General features: G+C 71.2%; 18 protein-coding genes and 1 riboswitch. Of the genes, 7 read left to right on the top strand and 11 right to left on the bottom strand.

The genetic code is table 11. From position 1 onward, the window contains the following. Position 1: 1 nt before the first annotated feature. From ACIP2X_RS17625 to ACIP2X_RS17610, 4 genes are all read right to left on the bottom strand, one after another. Positions 2-1000 carry an ABC transporter permease gene (locus tag ACIP2X_RS17625; RefSeq protein ID WP_401674490.1) on the bottom strand — a complete coding sequence of 333 codons (999 nt, stop codon included), beginning with the start codon at positions 998-1000 and terminating at the stop codon, positions 2-4. A gap of 291 nt (positions 1001-1291) precedes the next feature. Continuing rightward, a complete protein-coding gene (locus ACIP2X_RS17620; protein WP_401673574.1) occupies positions 1292-2086 on the bottom strand; it encodes an enhanced serine sensitivity protein SseB C-terminal domain-containing protein in 795 nt (264 codons plus the stop codon). An 87-nt stretch (positions 2087-2173) separates the two neighbouring features. Continuing rightward, the gene (locus tag ACIP2X_RS17615) at positions 2174-2956 is read right to left on the bottom strand and encodes an enhanced serine sensitivity protein SseB (protein WP_401673571.1); all 783 of its coding nucleotides are present in this window, start codon (positions 2954-2956) and stop codon (positions 2174-2176) included. Positions 2957-3028: 72 nt separating this feature from the next. Next, entirely contained in the window at positions 3029-3697 is a 669-nt protein-coding gene (locus ACIP2X_RS17610; protein ID WP_401673569.1) for an AAA family ATPase, read from the bottom strand. A gap of 221 nt (positions 3698-3918) precedes the next feature. Beyond that, a riboswitch (glycine riboswitch) is annotated at positions 3919-4018 on the top strand. 150 nt (positions 4019-4168) lie between these two features. Between ACIP2X_RS17610 and gcvT the strand changes: the two genes are divergently transcribed. From gcvT to ACIP2X_RS17585, 5 genes are all read left to right on the top strand, one after another. Beyond that, positions 4169-5287, top strand: a complete 1119-nt coding sequence (gcvT, locus tag ACIP2X_RS17605; RefSeq protein WP_401673566.1) for a glycine cleavage system aminomethyltransferase GcvT — start codon at positions 4169-4171, stop codon at positions 5285-5287. Between the two features lie 107 nt (positions 5288-5394). Continuing rightward, positions 5395-5772, top strand: a complete 378-nt coding sequence (gene gcvH / locus ACIP2X_RS17600) for a glycine cleavage system protein GcvH (RefSeq protein WP_401673564.1) — start codon at positions 5395-5397, stop codon at positions 5770-5772. 14 nt (positions 5773-5786) lie between these two features. After that, on the top strand, positions 5787-7049 hold the full coding sequence (gene glyA / locus ACIP2X_RS17595) for a serine hydroxymethyltransferase (RefSeq protein WP_401673562.1): 1263 nt from the start codon (positions 5787-5789) through the stop codon (positions 7047-7049). Positions 7050-7116: 67 nt separating this feature from the next. Next, a complete protein-coding gene (locus ACIP2X_RS17590; protein ID WP_401673560.1) occupies positions 7117-8484 on the top strand; it encodes an L-serine ammonia-lyase in 1368 nt (455 codons plus the stop codon). A gap of 67 nt (positions 8485-8551) precedes the next feature. Next, on the top strand, positions 8552-9109 hold the full coding sequence (locus ACIP2X_RS17585) for a glycoside hydrolase family 25 protein (RefSeq protein WP_401673557.1): 558 nt from the start codon (positions 8552-8554) through the stop codon (positions 9107-9109). 54 nt (positions 9110-9163) lie between these two features. On the opposite strand, the gene ACIP2X_RS17580 is transcribed toward ACIP2X_RS17585, so the two are convergent. Further along, positions 9164-9376 (bottom strand): EF-hand domain-containing protein, encoded by a 213-nt coding sequence (locus ACIP2X_RS17580; RefSeq protein WP_401673555.1) that lies wholly within the window; start codon positions 9374-9376, stop codon positions 9164-9166. A gap of 50 nt (positions 9377-9426) precedes the next feature. After that, positions 9427-10341 carry a MerR family transcriptional regulator gene (locus ACIP2X_RS17575; RefSeq protein ID WP_401673552.1) on the bottom strand — a complete coding sequence of 305 codons (915 nt, stop codon included), beginning with the start codon at positions 10339-10341 and terminating at the stop codon, positions 9427-9429. A 49-nt stretch (positions 10342-10390) separates the two neighbouring features. Between ACIP2X_RS17575 and ACIP2X_RS17570 the strand changes: the two genes are divergently transcribed. Continuing rightward, positions 10391-11059, top strand: a complete 669-nt coding sequence (locus ACIP2X_RS17570) for a GNAT family N-acetyltransferase (RefSeq protein WP_401673550.1) — start codon at positions 10391-10393, stop codon at positions 11057-11059. Here ACIP2X_RS17570 and ACIP2X_RS17565 read toward each other — a convergent pair. The 5 genes from ACIP2X_RS17565 to ACIP2X_RS17545 all read right to left on the bottom strand — a co-directional run bounded on the left by ACIP2X_RS17565 (position 11013) and on the right by ACIP2X_RS17545 (position 16034). After that, the gene (locus ACIP2X_RS17565) at positions 11013-11639 is read right to left on the bottom strand and encodes an ADP-ribosyltransferase (RefSeq protein WP_401673548.1); all 627 of its coding nucleotides are present in this window, start codon (positions 11637-11639) and stop codon (positions 11013-11015) included. The genes ACIP2X_RS17570 and ACIP2X_RS17565 overlap by 47 nt on opposite strands. Before the next feature lie 82 nt (positions 11640-11721). Next, entirely contained in the window at positions 11722-12225 is a 504-nt protein-coding gene (locus tag ACIP2X_RS17560) for an ATP-binding protein (protein ID WP_401673546.1), read from the bottom strand. Positions 12226-12499: 274 nt separating this feature from the next. Further along, a complete protein-coding gene (locus ACIP2X_RS17555) occupies positions 12500-13267 on the bottom strand; it encodes an enoyl-CoA hydratase/isomerase family protein (RefSeq protein WP_401673544.1) in 768 nt (255 codons plus the stop codon). A 105-nt stretch (positions 13268-13372) separates the two neighbouring features. After that, the gene (locus ACIP2X_RS17550; protein ID WP_401673542.1) at positions 13373-14623 is read right to left on the bottom strand and encodes an Ig-like domain-containing protein; all 1251 of its coding nucleotides are present in this window, start codon (positions 14621-14623) and stop codon (positions 13373-13375) included. 184 nt (positions 14624-14807) lie between these two features. After that, complete coding sequence (locus ACIP2X_RS17545; RefSeq protein ID WP_401673539.1) at positions 14808-16034, bottom strand: Ig-like domain-containing protein; 1227 nt, start codon at positions 16032-16034, stop codon at positions 14808-14810. A 153-nt stretch (positions 16035-16187) separates the two neighbouring features. Here ACIP2X_RS17545 and glgX point away from each other — a divergent pair, with 153 nt between their 5' ends. Then, positions 16188-18425: a glycogen debranching protein GlgX gene (glgX, locus tag ACIP2X_RS17540; RefSeq protein WP_401673538.1), complete on the top strand. Its 2238-nt coding sequence runs from the start codon at positions 16188-16190 to the stop codon at positions 18423-18425.

Here is an 18425-nt window from a genome sequence, read left to right as displayed (position 1 = left end):
GTCAGCGGCTGCGGGGGTCGAGCGCGTCCCGGAGGCCGTCACCGAGGAGGTTGAAGGCCAGAACGGTGATGAAGATCGCGAGGCCGGGGACGATCATGTACTGCGGATCGACCTCGAAGAAGTCGACGGCCTGGTTGAGCATGCCGCCCCAGGAGGCCTGCGGCGGCTGGATGCCGACGCCCAGGAAGCTGAGCGACGCCTCGAAGAGGATGTTGGTCGGGATGAGCAGCGTCGAGTAGACGATGATCGGCGCGACGAGGTTCGGCAGCAGTTCCTTGAAGAGGATGTACGGCCCGGAGGCGCCCAGTCCCCTGGAGGCGTCGACGAACTCACGCTCGCGCAGCGCAAGCGCCTGACCTCGGACGATACGGCCCATGTACGGCCAGTTGAAGAAACCGATGACAAAGATCAGCACAAGGATGTGCAGGGGCAGGCCCTCCAGGCCGAACGCGCCGCCCTGAAGCGTCGCCGAGATGGCGATTGCGAAGAGCAGCAGCGGGAAGGCGAGGAACGTGTCCATCAGCCGGCTGACGACCGAGTCCACGCGGCCGCCGTAGTAGCCGGCGACCAGGCCCATGACGGTGCCGATGGCCACGGACAGCAGCGTCGCGCCGAACGCGACGACCAGGGAGACCCAGGAGCCCTCCAGGATGCGGGCGAGGATGTCGCGCCCGAACTTCGGCTCCACGCCGAGCGGGTGGTCCCAGCTCATGCCACCGAAGGAGCCCTTGGGGAGGGTGGTGTTGGGGTCGATCAGATCCTGGTTGAAGGCGTTGGGGTCGAGCCCCAGCAGCGACTGGAGGGGGCGGGAGAGGGCGGCGACGAGGATGAGCAGTACGACAACGATGCCACCCGCGACCGCCACCTTGTCGCGCTTGAAGCGGGACCAGGCGATCTGTCCGAGAGAGCGGCCCTCGATCCGTTTGGCGTCGATACCCTGCAGCACAGCCTCCGGCTGGGCCTCGGCCTGCGATCCGGTGGTCTCGATCGGTGCCGTCACAAGTGCCATGCCCTTCTCGCCGGTGGTCACCCGGCTTTCACTTGCCGTTGTTCACGGCCTGGGTCGCTCTCGGCTACGCGGCGTTCCCAGATGGTGGGCATGCACGCGTGCTGTATGACAGCGGAGTCTTCAACGTCTTCACGATCACTCGCCAGAGCTGACGGAGAAAGTATGCGCAACCGTGATACCGGCCTTCACATTCCGTTATCCGAACATCGCGAATCGGCCTGCGAACACGGAGGGTTGATGACCGGAATCCGTGTGTGCCGATGACCGGAAAAGGTCGGATTCTCAGACGGTCCGCGGACCGGGATAGCCGTAGCCGGCGGACGGGGCCTGGGCGGGGGCGACGTGGGCCTCACGGTCGTAGAACGGCCGGGCGTTGGCGCGCATCCACATCGCCACCGGGTCGAAGTCGTCGGACATCGCGACCGTCGACACCGGCAGGCCGTCCGGAACGGCGCCGATGGACTGCTGCATCATCGCGCGTACCGAGTCCACGGCGGGCGGCGAGGTGTCGTACACATCGAGACCGATCGCGAGGTACGGCGCCCCGAGCGCGGGCTGGACCCAGGCGCGGCGCAGGGAGCGGACCGCCGGGGTGCGGTGGGCGTTCTGCGACAGCAGGGCGTAGAACTGCGGAGTCTGGACGCCGGGTTCGGACAGACGCAGAGGGCCTGCGGGCTGGCGTTCGAGGCCGGCGGCGATCCGGCGCAGGTCCAGCCAGGGAATGCCGAGGCCGCCGCCCGGGGCGTGCGGGTTCAGCCAGAGTCCGTAGTGGTCCGGGAAGAGGGTGCGGGCCACGTCCAGGCCGTCGATCACCTCGTACGAGCGGTTCCAGCCGCTCGCCGAGAGCTCCTGTGCGGAGGTGACGCAGGGGGCGTAGCTCTGGCCGCCGACCTCCATGTTTCCGTACTGGGCGTCGGGGCTGCCGGCCTGGCCGTGCCACAGCAGCATCCAGATCTGGCCGGAGCCGGAGGTCGCGAGGGCGCGCAGGAGCGCCTCGTAGGCGTCGTAGCGCCCCGGCGTCACCTGGCGCAGCATGTGCTCGACCTGGCCGGCCGCGGCGGTGCCGCTCGCGCTCACTTGTTACCGCCCCTTCGTGCAACGCCCTCGTGTGCGCCCTAGCTTAAGCCCGCCCGCGCTCCTGGCCGGCTGCCCCTCCGGGACGTCTTACAGGGCTCGTCGGTAGAACGGCCGCACCTTCTCCCGCAGCCACGAGACCACCGGGTCCTGGGCGACGTCCATCAGCACCAGGTTGACCGGCCACCGGACCGGGACCCGGCCGAGGGCACGGCCGAGGGCGTCCAGCGGGGCGGCGCGCAGGTCCCCCTCCCACCGGGAGAGTTCGACGCCCACGAACATCACCGGTTCCCCCGTCTCGATCGCCGCAAGACAGCGGCGGCCCGTGGTGATCACGCCGACGGCCTCGAACTCCTCGGACGCCGCGGTCAGGAAGTCGACCGGGTCGTCCTGCCAGTCCGGCTCGAAGAGGCGGACCCGGCCGCCGCTCGCGAGACCGTCCAGGGGGGTGCGGCCGGCGCGCCCGAGTTCGGCGACCGCCGCGGGCGGCAGCGGGAGGCCGACCACGCCGCCGGGGTTGACCACGATGCCCGCCTGCGGGGGCAGACCGCGGGCGAACTCGACGGCGGGGGCGACGGTGAAGGACATGTGGGCGCCGACGACCTGGCGGAACTGTTCCTCGGAGCTGAAGACCGGGACGTAGGCCTGGCCGTCGATCTCCATGCCCGGCAGGTCGAGGGAGCCGCTGCCCGGACCGCCGCCGTTCGGCAGCGGCACCCAGACGAAGCTGCGGGCGAGCACCTCGACGATGCGGCCACCGGCGGAGGGCACGCCGAGTGACGCGGAGAGCACCTCCTCGAGCTCGTTGCCGGGCCATCCGCCGTGCGGATGCGGGTGCTGCGTCTGCGCCGGAAAGTCCCCCGGGAAGTCCATCTGCCTACCGCCTGCTCCGTACCAGTGCTACCGGCTGAAAAGGCTAACCCGCCCGCCCCGCCGCCCGTGGTGTCAGCCCGTGAAGCCGATTCTGCGCAGGGTGTCCGCCGCCGCGCGGTCGAGGAGGATCGCGGCGCCGCAGCCGCGGGGCAGGACCCCGCGCTCGGAGCGGTGCAGCAGGCGGGCGGCCGCGCGGCGGTGCCGCAGGAACGCGTACCGCGAGACTCCGCGGCCGCGCTCGCGCTGGCCGGCCAGGGCCTGTTCGGCGCTGACGTCGAGCAGCAGCACATGCAGGGTGCCGCCCCGGCGCCGGGCCTCGCGGGCCAGCCAGGCGCGCACCCAGGCCTGCGTGCCGCAGTCGTGGACGACGACGCCCTCGCCGGTGCGCAGGGCGCGGCGCAGCCCGGCGTAGTGGGCGAACCGGACGAGGGGGCGGTAGACCGCGTAGGGCAGCCAGTGCGGCGTCCGGGCGTCCCAGCGGTCGCGGGTGTCCTGGGAGTCGATGCGCCGGGCACGGACCGCGCGCCGCATGAGGGTGGACTTGCCGCTGCCGGGCAGGCCGGTGATCACCACGAGGTCGCGGGGGCCGAACAGCAGGGCGTGCGGGCTGCGGCCCGCCCGGTCGCGCAGGTCGCGGACCACGGGGAAGGGCAGCGGGCCGCACGCCTCCCGGGCCGAGGCCGCCGACTGCTTGGGCAGAGCGAGGCCCGCGGTGGTCGCGTAGGCCGTGGTCCTGTTCACCGTGATCGTCCTCCCCTGGGGCGGTTCACGAGTTACCGTCCCCGTCGAGTGTAAAGAGAAGGTAATGCGGGGCGCCTCGCGTTTCCGTCCGCTTCCGGCTACAAGCCTGCTACAACACGCTGTGCCCGGTCACGGACACTGTGTGCCCCCTCTGAAAGGTCCCCCTGCCGCGCGCGGGCGATGCGTGCAATGATGTGGCCGCCAACTGCATACCGGCCGCTTGAATCCGCGCGGGAGAGTTCCCAGGCACGCTGTGACTGGGACGCCGAAGGAGCAAGTCCCTCCCTTGAATCTCTCAGGCCCCGTTACCGCGCGGGCGAGGCACATCTGAAAAGCGGGCCGCTGCCTCAGTGGCTCCACCCAAGGTGCAAGCCATGGTTCCCCCTTCCCGGGCGGTCATGGCGAACCTCTCAGGTTCCGATGACAGATGGGGAGGAACGACCTCGCCGTCATGCCTTGGGAGACCGACCGATGAGCAGTACCGCACTCCGTCGTACCGCGCTCGATGCCGTGCATCGCTCGCTGGGCGCGACCATGACCGACTTCGCCGGCTGGGACATGCCCCTGCGCTACGGCTCCGAGCGCGACGAGCACCTCGCGGTGCGCACGAGGGCCGGGCTCTTCGACCTCTCGCACATGGGCGAGATCACGGTCGGCGGCCCGCAGGCGGCCCAGCTGCTGAACCACGCGCTCGTCGGCAACATCGCCTCCGTCGGCGTCGGCCGCGCCCGCTACACCATGATCTGCCAGGCCGACGGCGGCATCCTGGACGACCTGATCGTCTACCGGCTCGCCGAGACCGAGTACATGGTCGTGGCCAACGCGAGCAACGCGCAGATCGTGCTGGACGCCCTCACCGCGCGCGCGGAGGGCTTCGACGCCACCGTCCGCGACGACCGCGACGCCTACGCCCTGCTCGCCGTCCAGGGCCCCGAGTCCCCCGGCATCCTGCGGCAGCTGACCGACGCAGACCTCGACGGCCTGAAGTACTACGCCGGGCTGCCCGGCACCGTCGCGGGCGTCCCGGCGCTGATCGCGCGCACCGGGTACACCGGCGAGGACGGCTTCGAGCTGTTCGTGAAGCCGGAGCACGCCGTCGCCCTGTGGGAGGCGCTGACGGAGGCGGGCGCAGGCGTCGGTCTGATCCCGTGCGGCCTGTCCTGCCGGGACACGCTGCGCCTGGAGGCGGGCATGCCGCTCTACGGGAACGAGCTGTCCACCTCGCTGACCCCCTTCGACGCCGGGCTCGGCCGGGTGGTGAAGTTCGAGAAGGAGGGCGACTTCGTCGGCCGCGAGGCGCTCACCGAGGCCGCCGCCCGCGCCGAGGCCGCTCCGCCGCGCGTCCTCGTCGGCCTGATCGCCGAGGGCCGCCGGGTGCCGCGCGCCGGATACGCGGTCGTCGCCGGCGGCGAGGTGATCGGCGAGGTCACCTCCGGCGCCCCCTCCCCCACGCTCGGCAAGCCGATCGCGATGGCCTACGTCGACGCCGCCCACGCGGCCGCCGGCACGCCGGGAGTCGGCGTGGACATCCGGGGCACCCACGAGCCGTACGAGGTCGTGGCTCTGCCCTTCTACAAGCGCCAGAAGTAGACACTGGAACCGGGTCCACCTGACCGGCGCACCTTTCTGCCTGCTCACCCGCAGTGCCATCAGCCCCCTTTCCACAGCACCTCCCCGCGTACAGGAGAATCCAGGCCATGAGCAACCCCCAGCAGCTGCGCTACAGCAAGGAGCACGAGTGGCTGTCGGTCGCCGAGGACGGCGTCTCGACGGTCGGCATCACCGAGTTCGCGGCGAACGCGCTCGGTGACGTCGTCTACGCCCAGCTCCCCGAGGTGGGCTCCCAGGTGACCGCGGGCGAGACCTGCGGCGAGCTGGAGTCGACCAAGTCGGTCAGCGACCTGTACTCCCCGGTGAGCGGTGAGATCACCGAGGTCAACGAGGACGTCGTGAACGACCCGTCGCTCGTGAACTCCGCGCCCTTCGAGGGCGGCTGGCTGTTCAAGGTGCGGATCGCGGAGGAGCCCGCCGACCTGTTCTCCGCCGACGAGTACGCCGCCCACACCGCCGGCTGAGGAGTCGTAGCGACATGTCCGTCCTGAACACCCCCCTGCACGAGTACGACCCGGCCGTCGCCGCCGCCGTCGACGCCGAGCTGCACCGCCAGCAGTCCACCCTCGAAATGATCGCCTCGGAGAACTTCGCCCCGGTCGCGGTCATGGAGGCCCAGGGCTCGGTCCTGACCAACAAGTACGCCGAGGGCTACCCCGGCCGGCGCTACTACGGCGGCTGCGAGCACGTCGACGTGATCGAGCAGATCGCGATCGACCGCGTCAAGGAGCTCTACGGCGCCGAGCACGCCAACGTGCAGCCCCACTCGGGCGCGCAGGCCAACGCGGCCGCGATGTTCGCGCTGCTCAAGCCCGGCGACACGATCATGGGTCTGAACCTCGCGCACGGCGGGCACCTGACCCACGGCATGAAGATCAACTTCTCCGGCAAGCTCTACGACGTGGTCGCCTACCACGTCGGCGAGGACGGCCTGGTCGACATGGACGAGGTCGAGCGCCTCGCCAAGGAGAAGCAGCCGAAGCTGATCGTGGCCGGCTGGTCGGCGTACCCCCGCCAGCTCGACTTCGCCGCGTTCCGCCGGATCGCCGACGAGGTCGGCGCGTACCTCATGGTCGACATGGCCCACTTCGCCGGCCTCGTCGCCGCCGGACTGCACCCCAACCCGGTGCCGCACGCCCATGTCGTGACCACCACCACCCACAAGACGCTGGGCGGCCCGCGCGGCGGTGTGATCCTCTCCACCGCCGAACTGGCCAAGAAGATCAACTCCGCGGTCTTCCCCGGTCAGCAGGGTGGCCCGCTGGAGCATGTGATCGCCGCGAAGGCGGTCGCCTTCAAGGTCGCCGCCTCCGAGGACTTCAAGGAGCGCCAGCGGCGTACCCTGGAGGGCGCGCGCATCCTCGCCGAGCGGCTCGTGCGGGACGACGCCAAGGCGGTCGGCGTGGACGTGCTGTCCGGCGGCACGGACGTCCACCTGGTCCTGGTCGACCTGCGTGACTCCGAGCTGGACGGCCAGCAGGCCGAGGACCGGCTCCACGAGGTCGGCATCACGGTCAACCGCAACGCCGTCCCGAACGACCCGCGCCCGCCGATGGTGACGTCCGGGCTGCGTATCGGCACGCCCGCGCTGGCCACGCGCGGCTTCACGACCGAGGACTTCACCGAGGTCGCGGACGTGATCGCCGAGGCGCTGAAGCCCTCGTACGACGCCGCCTCGCTCAAGGCACGGGTCAAGGCCCTCGCCGACAAGCACCCGCTGTACCCCGGCCTGACGAAGTAGTTCCACCCCCGTGGGCTCCACACCGGCGTGGAGCCCACCGCACCACCCCCTGCCCCAAGGAGTCACCGTGGCCATCTCGGTCTTCGACCTGTTCTCGATCGGCATCGGCCCGTCCAGCTCCCACACGGTCGGCCCCATGCGCGCGGCCCGCATCTTCGCCAGCCGGCTGCGCGGCGAGGAACTGCTCGACTCCGTGGCCTCGCTGCGCGTCGAGCTGTACGGCTCGCTGGGCGCGACCGGCCACGGGCACGGCACGCCCAAGGCGGTGCTGCTGGGCCTGGAGGGCGACTCGCCGCGCTCGGTGGACGTCGAGACCGCCGACGAGCGCGTGGAGGCGATCAAGAGCGCCGGCCGGCTCACGCTGCTCGGCGAGCGCGAGGTCGCCTTCGACTTCGACGCGGACCTGAAGCTGCACCGCCGAAAGGCCCTGCCCTACCACGCCAACGGCATGACCCTGTGGGCCTACGACGCCTCCGGGGCGGAGCTGCTGTCCAAGACCTACTACTCGGTGGGCGGCGGATTCGTCGTCGACGAGGACGCCGTCGGCGCGGACCGCATCAAGCTGGACGACACGGTCCTGAAGTACCCCTTCCGCACGGGCGACGAGCTGCTGCGCCTGACGAGGGAGACCGGTCTGTCGATCTCGGCCCTGATGCTGGAGAACGAGCGCGCCTGGCGCACCGAGGAGGAGATCCGCGCCGGGCTGCTCGACATCTGGCAGGTCATGCAGGCCTGCGTGGGGCGCGGCATGACCCGGGAGGGCATCCTGCCCGGCGGGCTGAAGGTGCGCCGCCGCGCGGCCAACACCGCGCGCAAGCTGCGCTCCGAGGGCGACCCGAAGGCCCTCGCGATGGAGTGGATCACGCTCTACGCGATGGCGGTGAACGAGGAGAACGCGGCCGGCGGGCGGGTCGTGACCGCGCCCACCAACGGCGCGGCCGGCATCATCCCGGCGGTTCTGCACTACTACATCAACTTCGTGCCCGGCGCGGACGAGGAGGGCGTGGTCCGCTTCCTGCTCGCCGCGGGCGCCATCGGCATGCTGTTCAAGGAGAACGCCTCCATCTCCGGCGCCGAGGTCGGCTGCCAGGGTGAGGTGGGCTCGGCCTGCTCGATGGCCGCGGGCGCCCTCGCCGAGGTGATGGGCGGCAGCCCCGAACAGGTCGAGAACGCCGCCGAGATCGGCATGGAGCACAACCTCGGCCTCACCTGCGATCCCGTGGGCGGCCTGGTCCAGATCCCCTGCATCGAGCGCAACGGCATGGCCGCGGTGAAGGCCGTCACGGCGGCCCGGATGGCGATGCGCGGCGACGGCAGCCACAAGGTGTCCCTGGACAAGGTCATCAAGACCATGAAGGACACCGGCGCCGACATGAGCGTCAAGTACAAGGAGACGGCCCGGGGTGGGCTGGCGGTGAACATCATCGAGTGCTGAGGGCTTACCGGCGCCGCGAAGGGGAACCATCAACTCCCGTCCCCCACAGGCACATTCGGGAGTCCCCATGGTCCGTGGCATCGACGTCAGCTCCTACCAGTCCAGCACCTACGACACCGACGGCCTCTCCTTCGTCTTCATCAAGGCGACGGAGGGCCGTTCCTACGTCAACCCCAGACTGGCCGCCCAGACCAAGCGCGGCCGCGACGCCGGCCTGGTCGTCGGCTTCTACCACTTCCTGTGGCCGGGCAACCTCACCGCACAGGCCGAGTACTTCGTGAGCAAGGCCCCCGAACGGGCCGGCGACATCCTCGCGGTCGACTGGGAGACCACGGGCGAGGGGACGCACGCGAGCAACGCGGAGAAGGACCGCTTCATCCGCACCGTGAAGCAACTGCGCCCGGACAACCGGGTGATCCTCTACTGCAACCGCCACTACTGGCTGAACGTCGACACCACGTCCTACGCCGGGGACGGCCTGTGGATAGCGGACTACGTCACCGCGGGCAAGCCCCGCATCCAGGCGAAGTGGCGCTTCCACCAGTACACGGACGACCCGGTGGACACGAACGTGGGCGACTTCGCGAGCAGGACGGCCCTGCGGGAGTGGGCCACGAGCGCCTGACGAAGGGGCGCCCGACTCCCCGGGAGGGAGAGGGGCGCCCCTTCGTGGTGCGCGTCACTTGTTCAGGTGGGCCCAGAACTCGTCGAACGACAGGAGCTTGTCGCCGTCGAGGTCGCGGCTGGCGATGATGGCCTCGGCGACCGCCTCGGTGACGTTCCAGTCGCCCCCCTGCGCCAGAGCGGTCTTGAACTCCTTGGCGGTGATCATGCCGTCACCGTCCGTGTCGATCCGCTCGAACTGCTTGCGCGCTTCCTCGATGTCCGCCACCGATCCGCCCCTCTGTCTCGTGCTGTGCCGTCGTACTGACGCAGGTCAGATTATCCGGCCGTACGCGCCTCCAGTGCCGCGACCACCCAGGCGAACTCCTCCCGGTGCGCGGCGGCCGGTGCGCCGCCCTTCACCACGGCGAGCAACTCGCGGTACCGGGCGACCCCCTCGTCGGAGCTGGAGCGCAGCCGTTGCAGTACCTCGGCGGGGTCTGCGTCGCCCAGCAGGTCGCGCAGGACCCGGGCCGCCTCGGGAGACTCGGGGGCGACGCCCCGGTCCCTGGCCTCGGCGGCCAGCTGCACCAGGCGCCGCGCGAACCACAGCGACGCGCCCGCGGGCACCTCGGGGCCCCGGTCGGCCGCGTTGAACTCGGCCACTTTCCGCATCCGGGCCCGGAACCCGGGGTCCTGGAGCATCTCGGCGAGCTCCACCCAGGCGTCCACCTGCTCGGGCGTCGGCTCGTCCGGCAGGTCCACGGCCATGGTGCGCATCCGCTCCCTGATCACCGGGTCCGCCGTGTCCAGCCCGTGGAACATCTCGTCCACGAACTCCTCAAGGATCCGGCTCCGTTCGGCGGCCGACAGCCGCGCCAGCTTGTTCATGAGCGTCATCTCCTCAGCGGTCGAGCCGCGTCGCGCCACGGTCGACAGCACCGCGCGGGTCACCTTCAGCGCCCTGATCCGGGCGTCCAGCGCCACCACGTGGGCGGCGGCCACCTCGGCCACCGTCGCCTCGCCGGCCAGCACCCGGCGTACGTCGTCCAGGCCGAGGCCCAGTTCGCGCAGGGTGCGGATCAGCTCCAGACGGGCCACGGACCCGGCGTCGTACAGCCGGTAGCCGCCGGCGGAGCGGGCCACCGGGCGCAGGACGTCCTCGTCGGACCAGTAGCGGATGGTCCGGACGGTCAGCCCGGTGGCCCGCGCCAGCTCGCCGATGGTGAACCGGCCGGTGCTGTCGTCGATCATGTCTGCGAGTCTGTGCCTTCCAGTGGGTGGAGACTCAAGGAGCGCCGCGATGGAGAGCTTGCGGGACATTCTGGACGCCGCCGCGCGGGGTGTCTTCCCGCCGCCGGACGGTCGTACGACGGTCGTGGCCCAGCCCTCGCCCAGGGACGCGGGCGTGCTCGCCTTCACCGGCCACTCCGTCGTCTTCACCGACGAGGACCCGGGCTGGGTCCACGCCACCCTGGACGCCCTGGAGTGCGACGCGCTCGCGGCGACGATGAACGCCCGTTTCCTCGCCGCCTTCATGGAGCGGACGGGACGCACCACGGACACGGTCGACGTGATGACGGTGGGGGCGCCGCTCGCGGGTGAACCGCCCCTCGCGCTGCGCGAGATCCGCGATCCCGGGCATCCGCGGGTCGTCGGTTCGCGCAGACGCCGCGACGACGTGCGTGTGTGGGCCGCCGAGGGCGGTGTGCTGGTGCTGGGGCGCGGCGTCGCGGGGCGGCTGGAGGCCGCGGTGGAGGTGGCGGAGGCGGTACGGCACCGGGGGCTGGGGCGGGCCCTCGCGGTGGCGGCGCGGCATCTGGGCGGGGGCGAGCCGGTGTGGGCGCAGATCTCCCCGGGGAACGCCCGCAGTCTGCGGGCGTTCCAGGCGGCCGGCTACCGGCCGGTGGGGTCTGAGGCGCTGCTCAGTGCCAGGCCTCGTAGTACGGGTTGCTCTCGCAGCCGCTCATGATCTCGACCTTGGTGGTCTTGTCGACCGGGCAGACGCCGATGACGTACTTGCGGTCGATGCCGCCGGGGAAGGCCACCTCCACCTGGTCGGCCCACTTGTGGGTGTCACCGATGGTGCGGTTGACGTCGATGCCGCCGGGGGCGTCGATGTAGTAGTTGTAGCCGGACTTCCACCACTTCTTGTAGAGGTCGTGGTCGTACGTCGTGGACACGAACGGCGAGGGCTGGTTGACGAGGACGTAGGCCTCCAGGTCGTACTGGCCCTCGACCACGTCCCTGGGCTGGAAGCCCTCCTCGAAGACGATGCGGGGAGCACGGCTGTCGGCGCGGTACAGGGTGCCGCAGGTGGTCCGCCAGGCCGGTTCGGGGGTGATCCGGGCGACGTCGACACGGCGGTCGGCGGCGGCCTTGATCTTGTCGTCGTACTGGACGGGACAAGAGGCGGGGGCGGGCGCGGCGGCGGGGGCGGCGAAGGCCGCCGGGACGGAGGCCGCGGGGGCGGCGGCGGCCGAGGTGGCGAGGACGGCCGCGAGGGACAGGGCGGCGGCAGCGGCCCGACGACGCAGGCGAGTTGTGATCATGAGGGCACAATTCCCACCTCACGACGGAAGGTTGCGGATCGTCACCCGTACGGCGGCGTGTCGGCTGCGGTGCCGCTGCCGGTCAGCGGTCCGCGACCCGCATCTCGAACCAGGTCGTCTTGCCGCGGGGTAAGAGGTCCACGCCCCAGCGGTCCGAGAGCTTGTCGACGAGGTACAGGCCCCGGCCGCTGACGTCGAGTTCCTGGACCGGCATCAGGCAGGGCAGGCCCCGGGAGGGGTCGCGGACCTCGATGCGGATCCAGCCCCGGCGGCGGCGCATGCGCAGGCCGAAGACGCGGGCGCCGGTGTGCCGCACGGCGTTGCCGACGAGTTCCGAGACGAGCAGGACGGCGTCCTCGGTCATCTTGGCCGACAGGCCCCACTGGCGGAGGACGACGACCTGGGCGAGCCGGCGTGCCGTGGCCGCCGACTCGGGGCGGGACGGCAGCGGAACCTCCGCCTCCGTCGGGTTGCCGAACAACTCCAGTGCCTTGAGCGCTCGTTCGTCCTCGACTGCGGGCGACCAGCGCGCCGCGGTCGTACGGCCGCGTCCTTGCGGCTGTTCGATGCCCTCCAGCCCCGCCATGCCCCCATCATGGCCGTCCGGCGTGCCCCGCGGGGCCGTTCCTGCCGAATACGCCCCCCTCGGGGCATCGTTCCCCACCGTCCGTCCGGCATATGCCGGGGGCAGTTCGGAGGCTTCGAGAGCCCCTCTGAGCTGCGAAGAAGGCTCGACTCCTGGCAATGGACGGACTCCCTCGACAAGACAGGCTTAAGGCTGCCTTAAGGCTTCCATAAACCGCCCCATCGAGGGACCCGGATCAGACACCGCGTCAATTGCAAGCCCTGACGCGGAGATTTCAGAGGAACTTGGCCTTGCCCGGCCCCTCCTCGACGAAGCTGCGCATGCCCCGCTCGCGGTCCGGCGTGGCGAACAGGCCCGCGAACCAGTTCCGTTCGACGGCGAGGCCCGTGTCGATGTCCGTCTCCAGGCCGGTGTCCACCGACTCCTTCGCCGCGCGCAGCGCCAGGGCCGGGCCCTGCGCCAGCTTCGCCGCCCACGCGTGCGCCGTGGCGTAGACCTCGGCGGCCGGGACGATCCGGTCGACCAGGCCGAGGGTCAGCGCCTCGTCGGCCTTGACCATGCGGCCGGTGAAGATCAGGTCCTTGGCCTTGGAGGGGCCGATCAGGCGGGCCAGCCGCTGGGTGCCGCCCGCGCCCGGGATCAGGCCCAGCAGGATCTCCGGCTGGCCCAGCTTGGCGTCGTCGGCGGCGATGCGGTAGTCCGCGCAGAGGGCGAGTTCGCAGCCGCCGCCGAGCGCGTACCCGGTGACGGCGGCGACCACCGGCTTGGGGATGCGGGCCACGGCCGTGAAGGCGTCCTGCAGGCCGCGGGCGCGCAGGACCATGGCCGTGTGGTCCATGTCCTGCATCTCCTTGATGTCCGCGCCGGCCGCGAACACCTTCTCCCCGCCGTACACGACGACCGCGCGCACGTCGTCGCGGCGCGTGGCCTCCTCGGCGAGTTCCTTGAGCCGGTCCTGCGTGGCGATGTCCAGCGCGTTCATGGGCGGGCGGTCGAGACGCAGCGTGCCGACGCCCTCGGCGACTTCGAGATTCACGGTCATGCCAGCAGGTTAACGGCCACTAACGCGACCACACCCGGTGCGCTCGATCACATGCAGGGACGGGCCCGGTGCGGTGGTCGCACCGGGCCCGTCCGTGTCAGGGGGTCAGGCCTTCCACTTCTCCCACGGCATGTTCCAGCCGTTGAGCCCGTTGTCCGGGTCCACGATCCGGTCGTTGGAGTTCTTCACGACGACCACGTCACCGATCATCGAGTTGTCGAAGAACCACGCGGCCGGCGCGCCCTTGTCCCAGCCGCCGCGCGCGTCGCGCAGACCGATGCAGCCGTGGCTGGCGTTGTAGTTGCCGAAGGCACCGCCGGCCCAGTAGTTGCCGTGCAGGAAGGTGCCGGAGGTGGTCAGGCGCATGGCGTGCGGGACGTCCTTGATGTCGTACTCGCCGCCGTAGCCGACCGTCTCGCCGTTCATCCGGGTCACCACGTGCTTCTCGCTGATGACCATCTGGCCGTTCCAGGTCTCCATGCCGGCCTTGCCGGTGGTGACAGGGAGGGTCTTGACGACCTTGCCGTCCCGCATGACCTTCATCGTGAGCTTCTTGGCGTCGACGACGGAGACCTGGTCGCGACCGATGGTGAAGGAGACGGTCTTGGCCTGCTCGCCGTACACGCCGGGGCGGCCCTCGACGCCGTCGAGGTTGAGCTTGACGGTGACCTTGGTGCCGGCCTTCCAGTACTTCTCGGGCCGGAAGTCGAGCCGGTCGTTGCCGAACCAGTGGCCCTCGACGTCGACGGCCGGTTCGGTCTTGATCTCGACGGCCTTCTCGACCTGCTCGGGGTTGGTGATGCCCCGGGTGAAGTTGAGGGAGAAGGGCATTCCGACGCCGACCGTCGAACCGTCCTCGGGGGTGAAGTGGCCGACGAACGTGTTCTGCGGCGTCAAGGTGGTGAAGCTGGAGGACTCGGCGGCCTCGCGGCCCGCGGAGTCCTTGGCGACCGCGTGCACCTGGTACCTGGTGGCGGCGGCCAGATGGATGGACGGCGTCCAGCTGGCGCCGTCCGCGGCTATCTCCCCCGCTATCTCGGTGCCCTTGGCGTCCTTGACCACGACCTCGGTCAGCTTGCCCCCCGCCGCGGTGACCTTCAGCGCACCGCTGGTGTCGACGGACTTCGCGCCGTCCTTGGGGGCTATGGTCACGGCCGCCTCGGACTGCTTGCTCTCGGCCGTGGCCGAGCCCTTGCCCTTGCCGTCCCCGGCCCCCGCGCCGGAGTCCCCGGAGTCCGAGCCGCCACCGCACGCGGTGACGGTCAGCAGCAGCACCCCGGCGGCCAGAGCCAGGCCTTTGCGTCCGCGCCCCCCACGCGCGTCAACCGACGCCCCCGATATCGGTCGCACTTTCAACTTGTCTCCCCTCAACGGGCCCCGGACCGGACCCTCATCGGGCCCCGTCGGGCCCGCTCCCCTGCGCGTCCCGCGCGTTCGGCGCATATTAACCACATGGTCGGCGCGGTCGAGGCCGTGCGAATGTCACCGTTCAGTCCCAACCTCGACCGGCCGTCACGGGCCACCCCGCCCCCCGGCAGGCTCACTTCAGAGCACTGCCCGTTTTCCACTCGTTCCACCCCATGTTCCAGCCTCCGAGCCCGTTGTCCGCGGCGACCTTCTTGTCGTCGCTGTTGACGACCTCGACGACGTCCCCGACCAGACTCCGGTCGAAGAACCAGCCCGCCGGGCTGTCCGAGCTGCCGCCCTTGACGTCCCGCAGGCCCACGCACCCATGACTCACGTTCGCCTCGCCGAAGGTGGCCGCCGACGCCCAGTAGTTGCCGTGCAGGAAGGTGCCGGTCTCGGTCAGGCGCATGGCGTGCGGGACGTCCTTGATGTCGTACTCGCCGCCGAAGCCGACTGTGCTGCCGTTCATCCGGGTCATCTCGTACATCTCGGTGACGACCATCTTCCCGTTGTACGTCGGGTACTTGGGCGCCCCCGCCGTGATCGGCACCGTGCCGAGCAGTTCGCCGTCCCGGCGCACCTGCATGGTGTGCTGCTCCGCGTCGACCAGCGAGACCTGACTGCGGCCGACGGTGAAGGTGACGGTCCGGTACTGGAGCCCGTAGACCCCGCGTGCCCCCTCGACGTCCCTCAGCCGCAGGTCGACGGTGACCTCGGTGCCGGGCTCCCAGTACTCCTCGGGGCGGAAGTCGAGACGGTCCCGGCCGAACCAGTGCGGGCGGATCTCGACGGGGGGCTCCGAGGTGACGCGCACGGCCCGCTCGACGGCGGCCCGGTCGGTGATCTCCCGGTTGAAGCCCAGGCTGACGATCATGCCGGTGCCGACCACGGAGCGGTGCTCCGGGGTGACGTACGCGATGAAGCGCTGGTCGGGGACGTAGGTGCTGAAGGTGGTGTGCCGGGCGGAGCGGTGGCCCTCGTCGTCCACGGCCACCGCGTCGACCGCGTATCTGGCGGCCAGCGCGAGCCTGCCGTCGTCGGGGCGCCAGCGCCGGCCGTCGGCGGAGATCCGGCCCGGGACCGTCTGCTCCTCCGCGTCCTGGGTCCGGACGACCCGGACCGACTCCAGGCGCCCGCTGGACACCTGTACGGACAGCGCCCGTCCGGGGCGGACGCCCTTGTCGCCGTCGTCCGGCGCGACCGCGATGACCTCCTCGGGGGCCCGGGGTTTGCCCAGCGAGCCGGGCCCGCTCGCACCGTCCGCGGTGCAGCCGACGGCCCCGGCCAGCAGCCCTGCCCATGTCAGTACGGCGGCCAGAGCGGCCCCCGCGCGCCGCGCGCGCCCATGTACGTGCCTCACAACCGTGTTCAACGACCGGGCCCGCCCTGGGGAAACGTGAGTGCGACCCAAGCTCTGGGCAGAACAGTGGGGAGGACGACGGGCCGGGCTCCGCGGAAGGGACGCCGCGGGCCCCGGCGCACGTCGTCGACACGAGCCGCGGGAGGCTGACAGGTGTCCAGCGCAGCCGAGCAGGAGACGGTGGCCGGGCAGGGCGGACGCCCGGCCGCCGCGTTGAACGGCGCGCCACGCGCGGCGCCGGCCGCCGCGGTGGCGGTGTGGCCGGGTGCGTCGACACCGCTGGGGGCCCGGTTCCGGGTCGGCCCGGACGGGGTCGCGGGCACCAACTTCGCGTTGTGGGCGGGTGGGGCGGAGGCGGTCGAGCTGTGCCTGTTCGACGAGGACGGCACCGAGCGCCGGCATCGCCTGAGCGAGCTGACCCATGAGATCTGGCACGGCTTCGTGCCGGGGGTGATGCCGGGGCAGCGCTACGGCTACCGGGTGCACGGCCGCTGGGACCCGTGGACCGGCGGCCGGTGGAATCCGGCGAAGCTGCTGCTGGACCCCTACGCGCGCGCGGTCGACGGCGACTTCGGCCTGCCGCCGGAGGTCTACGGGCACGTCCGGGACTGGCCGCAGCAGCAGGTCGCGGACACCGTGCGCGACGAACGGGACTCGGCGCCGTACGTACCGAAGGGCGTCGTCGTGCACGACGACGACGACTGGGCGGACGACCGGCGGCCGAAGACGCCCTGGGCGGACTCGGTGATCTACGAGCTGCACGTGCGGGGCTTCACCAAGCTGCACCCGGACATTCCCGAGGAGCTCCGCGGCACCTACGCGGGCCTGGCCCACCCGGCGGCGGTCGAGCACCTCACGCGGCTCGGCGTCACGGCCGTCGAGCTGCTGCCCGTGCACCAGTTCGCGCACGAGGACCATCTGCTGCGCCGGGGCCTGAAGAACTACTGGGGCTACAACTCCATCGGCTACTTCGCCCCGCACGCCGCGTACGCCGCGTCCGGCACGCGCGGGCAGCAGGTCGGAGAGTTCAAGCGGATGGTGCGCGCGCTGCACGCGGCCGGGATCGAGGTCATCCTCGACGTCGTCTACAACCACACCGCGGAGGCCGGCGAACTCGGGCCGACGCTGTCCCTGAAGGGCATCGACAACCGCGGGTACTACCGCCTCCAGTCCGACGCCCGCCGCTACGCCGACTACACCGGCTGCGGGAACACCCTGCACGTCGTCCAGCCGCACGTGCTGCGCCTCATCACGGACTCGCTGCGCTACTGGGTGACCGAGATGGGCGTGGACGGCTTCCGGTTCGACCTGGCGGCGGCGCTCGCGCGGTCCATGCACGACGTGGACATGTTGTCCCCCTTTCTGGCCGTCATCGCGCAGGACCCGGTGCTGCGCCGGGTGAAGCTGATCGCCGAGCCCTGGGACGTCGGCTCCGGCGGTTACCAGGTCGGCGCCTTCCCCCCGCTGTGGACGGAGTGGAACGACCGCTACCGCAACGCCGTGCGGGACTTCTGGAGGCACGCGCTCCCGGACGTCCGGGAGATGGGGTACCGGCTGTCGGGCTCCAGCGACCTCTACGCCTGGGGCGGCCGGCGGCCCTACGCGTCGGTCAACTTCGTCACCGCGCACGACGGCTTCACACTGCGGGACCTGGTCTCCTACGAGCGCAAGCACAACGAGGCGAACGGCGAGGGCAACCGGGACGGCACGAACGACAACCGGGCCTGGAACTGCGGGGCGGAGGGCGAGAGCGGCGAGGAACGGGTACAGGCGCTGCGGCGGCGGCAGCTGCGCAACCTGCTGACCACGCTGCTGCTCTCGACGGGCGTGCCGATGCTGGTCGCGGGCGACGAACTGGGGCGCACCCAGCGGGGCAACAACAACGCCTACTGCCAGGACAACGAGATCAGCTGGCTGGACTGGGGCCTGCTCGACGAGCCGGGCTGGAAGGCGCTGTTCGACCTGACGGCCCGGCTGATCGCCCTGCGGCACCGGCACCCGGTGCTGCGGCGGCGGGCGTTCTTCTCCGGCCGGGCGCACTCGGCGGACGGCCTGCGGGACCTGGCCTGGTTCACCCCGCGAGGCACGGAGATGACGGAAGGGGACTGGTACGCGCCCGCCGCGACGCTCGGCATGTATCTGTCGGGACGCGACATCCCGGGCCGGGACGAACGGGGGGCGCCGATCGTCGACGACAGCTTCCTCGCCGTGCTGCACGCCGGGGAGCGGCCGGTGAGCTTCGTCCTGCCGGGGCCCCCGTGGGCGGAGCGCTACGAGGTCGTCGTCGACACGGCGCAGGAGGGGCAGGCGGCGCCGCCCGGCGTGACCCACCCCGCGGGGCAGGCGATCACGGTGCCCGGACGGTCGGTGCTGCTGCTCCGGGCCGGGTGA

Source organism: Streptomyces sp. NPDC089424 (genome assembly GCF_044749345.1).
Classification (GTDB): domain Bacteria; phylum Actinomycetota; class Actinomycetes; order Streptomycetales; family Streptomycetaceae; genus Streptomyces.
Note: the sequence above shows the minus strand (reverse complement) of the source record. Positions and strands in the feature narration are given on the sequence as shown.

Excerpts from the sequence above, each read along its gene's own strand:
- ACIP2X_RS17615 (WP_401673571.1), bottom strand. The coding sequence starts at position 2,956 with ATGGACTTCCCGGGGGACTTTCCGGCGCAGACGCAGCACCCGCATCCG.
- gcvT (WP_401673566.1), top strand. The coding sequence starts at position 4,169 with ATGAGCAGTACCGCACTCCGTCGTACCGCGCTCGATGCCGTGCATCGC.
- gcvH (WP_401673564.1), top strand. The coding sequence starts at position 5,395 with ATGAGCAACCCCCAGCAGCTGCGCTACAGCAAGGAGCACGAGTGGCTG.
- glyA (WP_401673562.1), top strand. The coding sequence starts at position 5,787 with ATGTCCGTCCTGAACACCCCCCTGCACGAGTACGACCCGGCCGTCGCC.
- ACIP2X_RS17585 (WP_401673557.1), top strand. The coding sequence starts at position 8,552 with ATGGTCCGTGGCATCGACGTCAGCTCCTACCAGTCCAGCACCTACGAC.
- ACIP2X_RS17575 (WP_401673552.1), bottom strand. The coding sequence starts at position 10,341 with ATGATCGACGACAGCACCGGCCGGTTCACCATCGGCGAGCTGGCGCGG.
- ACIP2X_RS17570 (WP_401673550.1), top strand. The coding sequence starts at position 10,391 with ATGGAGAGCTTGCGGGACATTCTGGACGCCGCCGCGCGGGGTGTCTTC.
- ACIP2X_RS17565 (WP_401673548.1), bottom strand. The coding sequence starts at position 11,639 with ATGATCACAACTCGCCTGCGTCGTCGGGCCGCTGCCGCCGCCCTGTCC.
- ACIP2X_RS17560 (WP_401673546.1), bottom strand. The coding sequence starts at position 12,225 with ATGGCGGGGCTGGAGGGCATCGAACAGCCGCAAGGACGCGGCCGTACG.
- ACIP2X_RS17555 (WP_401673544.1), bottom strand. The coding sequence starts at position 13,267 with ATGACCGTGAATCTCGAAGTCGCCGAGGGCGTCGGCACGCTGCGTCTC.